The 6,244-nt window shown below is 58.7% G+C and carries 5 protein-coding genes; 3 read left to right on the plus strand and 2 right to left on the minus strand.

The features are described 5' to 3' along the window. Positions 1–1,109 precede the first annotated feature (1,109 nt). On the plus strand, positions 1,110–1,676 hold the full coding sequence (locus tag SB764_RS37860) for a helix-turn-helix domain-containing protein (protein ID WP_410866442.1): 567 nt from the start codon (positions 1,110–1,112) through the stop codon (positions 1,674–1,676). A gap of 313 nt (positions 1,677–1,989) precedes the next feature. Here SB764_RS37860 and SB764_RS37865 read toward each other — a convergent pair whose 3' ends face one another. Beyond that, positions 1,990–2,997: a zinc-dependent alcohol dehydrogenase family protein gene (locus SB764_RS37865; RefSeq protein ID WP_410866443.1), complete on the minus strand. Its 1,008-nt coding sequence runs from the start codon at positions 2,995–2,997 to the stop codon at positions 1,990–1,992. Positions 2,998–3,238: 241 nt separating this feature from the next. On the opposite strand from SB764_RS37865, the gene SB764_RS37870 reads away from it, so the two are divergent. Together SB764_RS37870 and SB764_RS37875 are read left to right on the plus strand one after the other, a co-directional pair. Beyond that, positions 3,239–3,679: a winged helix-turn-helix transcriptional regulator gene (locus tag SB764_RS37870; RefSeq protein WP_410866444.1), complete on the plus strand. Its 441-nt coding sequence runs from the start codon at positions 3,239–3,241 to the stop codon at positions 3,677–3,679. Between the two features lie 86 nt (positions 3,680–3,765). Then, positions 3,766–4,020, plus strand: a complete 255-nt coding sequence (locus SB764_RS37875; RefSeq protein ID WP_410866445.1) for a hypothetical protein — start codon at positions 3,766–3,768, stop codon at positions 4,018–4,020. Positions 4,021–4,168: 148 nt separating this feature from the next. On the opposite strand, the gene SB764_RS37880 is transcribed toward SB764_RS37875, so the two are convergent. Further along, positions 4,169–6,211, minus strand: coding sequence for a recombinase family protein (locus SB764_RS37880; protein ID WP_410866446.1), 2,043 nt, complete (start codon positions 6,209–6,211; stop codon positions 4,169–4,171). Positions 6,212–6,244 lie beyond the last annotated feature (33 nt).

The following is a 6,244-nucleotide window of genomic DNA, read 5'->3' on the forward strand; positions in this document are numbered from 1 at the left end:
ACATCCGTCGGGTAGGGTCTGCGTTTTGCCATCTGGCCAGGATACCAGGTCTGGCCGCAAGTGCCTAACACGCTCTAGTCCCGCTTTCATTGGCTGCGTTAAACGACGTAGCGGTCAGGTGCCGGAATAGCGATACTGATGGAAGTCTCTGAGGCGAATAGCTGGATAATGTAAATTAGGATGCCTATAAATTGTTAAGGAGATTCCATCCTGATTCGACTGTTGTGTGGGCACAATGATCCAAACGTGCGCAGCCTTGATGGAATCTGTAGCCAGATGGCATCACCATCGGATTCTTGTTGAGATGAGGTTATCGGGAAATGTAAATAATGACTTTCCATTTTCAGCGTTGAAGATTTTTGACTGGTTATTAGAATCAGAATGTAGAGGCCGGAGACGTTGTCGTTGCCATCCGGGTAATGTGCTGCCAATCGATTATTGACGATGGTGGCGTCAATAATTCGCGTAACGGTGGCACGCAGAATCGTGAGAACGTGAACGCTGATAGAGGAACTGTAATGGATCAACGATCTTCCGCAACACAGCAAATTGATGGATTTGCTTCGCACGCACCGGCCAATACGCACCCGAGACCGGAGGCCGTGCCAACAGGCGGGGACAGCCGACGTGTACCCGAACGCAACTGGGCGTGGGCGACAGGGCGAGAATCGTACGACTGGATGGATTCCTATAGTTCCGTGAGTCTCGACGAGTGAAGAAAAGGAGTTTGTATCTGACCTTGCTGGAGGGTATGGCTTCCCCCTGTTCGGGCTAACACATGTATCGCCGCTACCGGATGAACGACACACATGCCGCGCGAGAGGCGCCACGCGTTGGCGCAGTGGGGTTCCGCTGGCATGTCGAGTCTGCATGGAATCTGTCGCGTTGCTCGAAGCCCTCATTGGGCAGATCTTCGTTAGGCGGGTAGGGCAGCCTGGACCGGAACCGGTCGCCATGTTGCTGCGATAAGCCTCCGGCCGCTCCAGACGGATGTGTTGGCCGTCGCGCGGTGCTCTACTCGCTGATGCTGCCTTTGCGTAACTCTCACGAACATACCTGACACGCTCCGCGCGGTCGCGGCAGGCAAGAGATCAGGATCTCTCCGCCCTATGCTTGCATCAAACGATATGAGTAAGTTCGATACGGTACTTGGAACCAAGATCCGGATACTTCGTCAGCGTCAGAGTAAAACGCTTGAGAAAACCGCGCTTGCGAGCGGCCTCTCGAAAGGGTATCTCTCTCAGGTCGAACGTGGTCGCGTTTTGCCGTCCTTGTCTGCACTCGCTGGGATATCTTCGGCCCTGGGTGTCGCAATGGGTTACTTTCTCGGCCCGGAGAAGGGCTCCGTTACGCGCGCTGATCATCGAACGTACTTTGGTCTTGACGACTCAGGAAGTCTCTTTGCCCGATTGACAAACATCGACGGTGACAACCAGATGGAGGCGATTTTGGTCCGCATGCCGCCCGGCCAGAAGCGATCTGAGATAGCCACGCGCGCAAGCGAGCAACTGATACACGTCCTTTCCGGTGAGATTACGTTGACTCTGGAGTGCAGGGACTTTCTTTTGAGCAAAGGGGATTGCGCCCAATACAAGTCCAAAGTGCCGCATGCCTGGGAAAACTCCTCCCAAGGCGAGGCGACGATACTCTGGATCGGCACGCCAAAACTCCTTTGAACGAAAGCCGGCGAGTCGCACTTTCGTCGAGGCCTCCTTGGCTCCATCCGTAATGGTGTGCGAGAACATCGAGCATCAGTGCGCGGACGGCCCGAAATTGCAGGCCGGAAAGCGCTTCGGGCCGGGCTCGCAATCCCGCGCGGGCCGACGAGGCGAGCCCATCGCGCCGAGGCTGCGAGCTGGAAACTTACGGTCAGATGGCGCATCTGACCGCGTATTCGGGGGCATCAGGGGAACAGCGACGCCTTGATGGTTGCTCCCCGGGCACTCCAGCGAGCGCTGGGGCTGCAGATGCAGCCCGCTACTGTGTCGTTCAGATCGCCAGACAGATCTTGCCGAAGTGTCCGGCTTCTTGTTGATGACGGAATGCATCGGCGATTTCATCGAGTGCAAATGTCCTGTCAACGACCGGTTTGAGACCGGTCGCTTCGATGGCGCGCACCATCTCGATCTGGTGCATGCGACTGCCGACCACGAGCCCTTGCAGGATCTGCTGACGTCGCATCAGCGTGACCGTCGGAACCTGTCCGCTAATACCTGTGAGGACGCCGATGAGGGCGATATGACCTCCGATCCGGCAGGCCTCGATCGACTGGGTGAGTGTGTCCGGACCGCCGACCTCGACGACATGGTCCACGCCACGGCCTTCGGTGAGCGCGAGCACTTTTGCTGCCCAGCCCGGGTCGCGCCGGTAGTTGACGATGTGATCCGCACCGAGTGCCTGTGCCCGTGCGAGCTTGACGTCGGACGACGAAGTCACAATGACCTGAGCACCCATGTATTTGGCGATCTGCAGAGCGAAAATCGAGACACCGCCTGTGCCAAGCACCAGCACCGTGTCACCGGCTTTCAGTCCACCGTCGACAACAAGCGCACGCCACGCAGTCAGTCCCGCCGTAGTCAGTGTGGCCGCCTGTGCATGGGTATAGCCGCGTGGGGCATGTGTGAACCAGTGCGATGGTCGTACAACGTACTCGCGGGCGTAGCCGTCGACGCCATCGCCGGGCGTGGTCGAGAAGTCGCCAATGGCCGGCGCGCCATCGAGCCAGTGCGGAAAGAAGCATGAAACCACCGCGTCGCCTGGGGCGAACTCCGTGACGCCTTCTCCGGTCGCCTCGACGATCCCGGCGCCGTCGGACATGGGAATGCGGCCGTCGGCCGTCGGCATCCTGCCCGTGACGACTCCAAGATCATGGAAGTTGAGCGAGCTCGCGTGAATGCGCACGCGGATTTCGCCGGCGGCGGGAGCGCCGGGATCGTTGAGGTTGACGGGCTGGAGGTTGTCGAGCCCGGCGGGCTGGCGCAGAACGACGGCTTTCATCAGTGCTGTTCCTTGGTGCTATGGGTGAAGGTGCAAATAACAGTGCAATTGACGGACGCGACATGCACGATCGGTTCGGGACGTGCGGTGCCGGGCAGATCTGCGTAAGGTGACCGCGCGACAGCAGGCCCTTCGTGATTTCAATTGGTCCGTGACTCGACGTTGATTATCCAGGCGCCCGTCTATTGGGACAAGAACGTACAATTAAAGCCGGTACTTTCAATGATGTAGGTATGGCACCATGCGCCCGAAACGTCTGGACAGTAAAAGCGGATGTGCTGTCGAGGTCACACTTTCTGTCATCGGCGGTCTCTGGAAGCCCGTGATTCTCTTCCATCTGTTGCGGGAGAAACGGCGTTTCATGGAACTCACCCGGCTGATGCCGAACACAACGCAGCGCATGCTTACGCTGCAGCTACGTGAGCTGGAAGCTGACGGTATCGTCGCACGTCATGTCTACCCGCAGGTCCCCCCCAAGGTGGAATATGAACTCACCCCGTTTGGGCGCACGCTCGCTCCGGTTCTCGTGAGTCTGAGGCAGTGGGGGGAAGCATATCAGGCGCGCGATTCAGAGCTCACGCAGAGCGAAAAGCGACGCGGGCGCGCGTCGAGGCCCTGTAGCCTGTGGCAGCGCCCGCGAAGAGCTCTCGGCAGGCACTGCGCCCGGTGTGTGCGCGAATGAGCAAGAGACACTGCAGGAATCTTCATGCCCCGTTGCGCCGAAGGAGCGATCCTGTCGGTACACCAACAGGACATGAGAGACCTGCAATGACGAACTCTTCCGCCCGCGATATCGTGACGGCGCTTCACGCATACGACGATCTGCCGCCTTTTCCCAAGGTGAATATCCATTTTCTCGCGACGGCGCCGGGCAACGAGCGTCTGCTGGAATTCATGACGGAGCGGCCAGCGAATCCGGGGCAGTTCAAGGGCAAGCGCATCGGGATCATCGCCACGCACGGCGTGGAGGAAACGGAAGTGTCGTTCCGCGCAAGTGGCTTGTGGGGAGACCCCACGCGATGATTCGCCAAATCGTCGCAAACCGCCGTAGCTCTATGCTGGGTAATGCTGGCTGGTAGGGCTGCAACGGGCGCTGGATGACGACAGTCATCCTTCGACCCAATCACTATCGACCACGCCCCTGTGCAGCCCGCAAAGTAAGGAGTAGGCTTCACATTGCACCTTGTCCGGTGGCTTGAGCGGTTATAAAGGTTGGTTGTGTTGCTTTGCGTCCGCCTGTGTCCCTCACAAGCACGACGTCACCGAGAGGTTCGTACAGGCACCGGTGATCGTGCCCGTAAATCTGGCGCCTTAAAAGACCTTGCCGCCCCCATTGATGAATGGTTGTCTGGCTAACTTCGAGCTGCGCAGCGAGTTCAGCACCGGTAAGCAGGCCGCGCGAGCGCAGTCGCTCAAATCGGCTCGGAAGCCTGTATGTCGTCCGAACCAGCGCGACCTTCCTGGCAGTAAATGCCTGATGTTGCCAGTTCGTATGCCCGAGTTCATTGAGTCGCGTAGCGACCTCCTGATCGGTACAGGTCTCCAGAAGCTCATCGATGACCGACACGACAGCCGGTTGTGTCTTGCGAACAAGTGCCATCGGTTTGGGTTTGTCGACTTCGAGTGACGTCGTGCGGCCTCCCCGGAAACGCACGTGAATCGAGATCCTCTCCGGCTTTACCAGCGTAACGTCTTCAATCAGGAGTCCGAGCATACGCTTGCGTTCGACGGATTCAACACGGCCGTCGTTCCATATGTTGGCGAAGTCATCCGCTAGGGCGCGGATACGAGTGCGGGCCTCATCGCCGAGTAGTTTCTGGTCTGACTGTCGTAAGCGATCATGTTCTTGCTGTAGTGCGTCGAGCCGACGCAGGCGGTCGTTCCAGTCGGCCTCAAGCGTATCGGCAACCATCCGGTTTGCGGGATCGACATTCATATAACGGCGGCGGGCGAGTTCTGCGTCGTAACGCGCGCGCTCCAGTTGTTTCAGACGCATGGAGTTGGCTTGCTCGATACGCCCGGCGATCTCGTCTTCGACCGCGAGCGCTACTTCGATGGCGGCCGGTCCAACCGTCTCCATGAGCAATAGACCAATGACATCATCGATTGCGCGCCCACGTACCGACTGGCACGGCTTACCCGCATCGTGAGCGGCGACATCGTGACATACGTAGTATGGTTCCAGTCTTCCGCTGACCCTCTGATAGCGCACACGCATGCGATTGCCGCATCGGCCGCAAATGACGCGCCCCTGTAGCAGCCCGTCTCCCTCCCGAGGGAACGTCCCTCGCACGAGTTCCGAACCAAAGCCGTTTGCACTTTGCCTTAGCGTCACCTGGTTACGCTCGAATTCGTCCCAGTCGATATAGCCGACGTGAGCGTCGCGTATTAGAACCTGCCAGTCGGATTGCGCAACCCTCAGTTGGGTACTCGTCAGGTCGGCCTTGCGTCCAGTCCTTGTGCGACCGTAAACAAACGCGCCAGCGTATCGGGGATTGTGGAGGATTTGCAGCACGCGCGACGTGTTCAGCGCTCCCCAGTGTACTTCGCCTTTACCGATCCCACGCCGTATCCGGCGCGGGAAGGACCAGCCTTCGCGACGGAACCGGCGCACAACCATGCTTGCCGAGCGCGTCTGCTTGTAGGTATCGAACAGCAGTCGCAGGCTCGCGTGGATCTGCTGATCGGGGTCAAGCACTACCGAGCCATTTGGATGGTACGTCAGCCCGATGGGAAGCGGGAGTTCGAGCTCACCACGTCGTGCCTTGTTGCGCATCCCGCCTTGTAGTCGCGCATTTAGCACGTGTAACTCCGCTTCGCTCATGGTTCCCTTCAGACCAAGCAGTAGGCGGTCGTTGAAGTAAGCAGGATCGTATACGCCGTCCTCGTCCAGAATCAGGGTGTGTGTCAGTGCCGCGAGTTCGATGAGTCGATGCCAGTCGGCATTGTTGCGAGCCAGACGGGACACTTCCAGTCCGAGTACGATCCCGGCGTGACCGATAGCGACCTCAGAAACCAGTCGCTGGAAGCCGTCCCGGTGCTCTGCGCTTGCATCTGACTGTCCCAGATCGGTATCGATGACGTGGATGCGTTCTATGGGCCAACCCAGCGACACTGCGCGTTCGCGTAATGCGTATTGGCGTTTGGTACTCTCGGTGTTCTCAAAGACCTGAACCGAGCCGGGTTTGGTGGAGGCTCCAACTCTTGAGAGAATGGAGCCATGAACAAGAAGGCAACCAAGTTTTCC

This window comes from Paraburkholderia sp. SIMBA_027, assembly GCF_046535315.1.
GTDB lineage: Bacteria > Pseudomonadota > Gammaproteobacteria > Burkholderiales > Burkholderiaceae > Paraburkholderia > Paraburkholderia tropica.

What these genes read in the sequence shown, in the direction of transcription:
- SB764_RS37860 (WP_410866442.1), top strand. Translation starts at nt 1,110, where the DNA reads ATGCTTGCATCAAACGATATGAGTAAGTTCGATACGGTACTTGGAACC.
- SB764_RS37865 (WP_410866443.1), bottom strand. Translation starts at nt 2,997, where the DNA reads ATGAAAGCCGTCGTTCTGCGCCAGCCCGCCGGGCTCGACAACCTCCAG.
- SB764_RS37870 (WP_410866444.1), top strand. Translation starts at nt 3,239, where the DNA reads ATGCGCCCGAAACGTCTGGACAGTAAAAGCGGATGTGCTGTCGAGGTC.
- SB764_RS37875 (WP_410866445.1), top strand. Translation starts at nt 3,766, where the DNA reads ATGACGAACTCTTCCGCCCGCGATATCGTGACGGCGCTTCACGCATAC.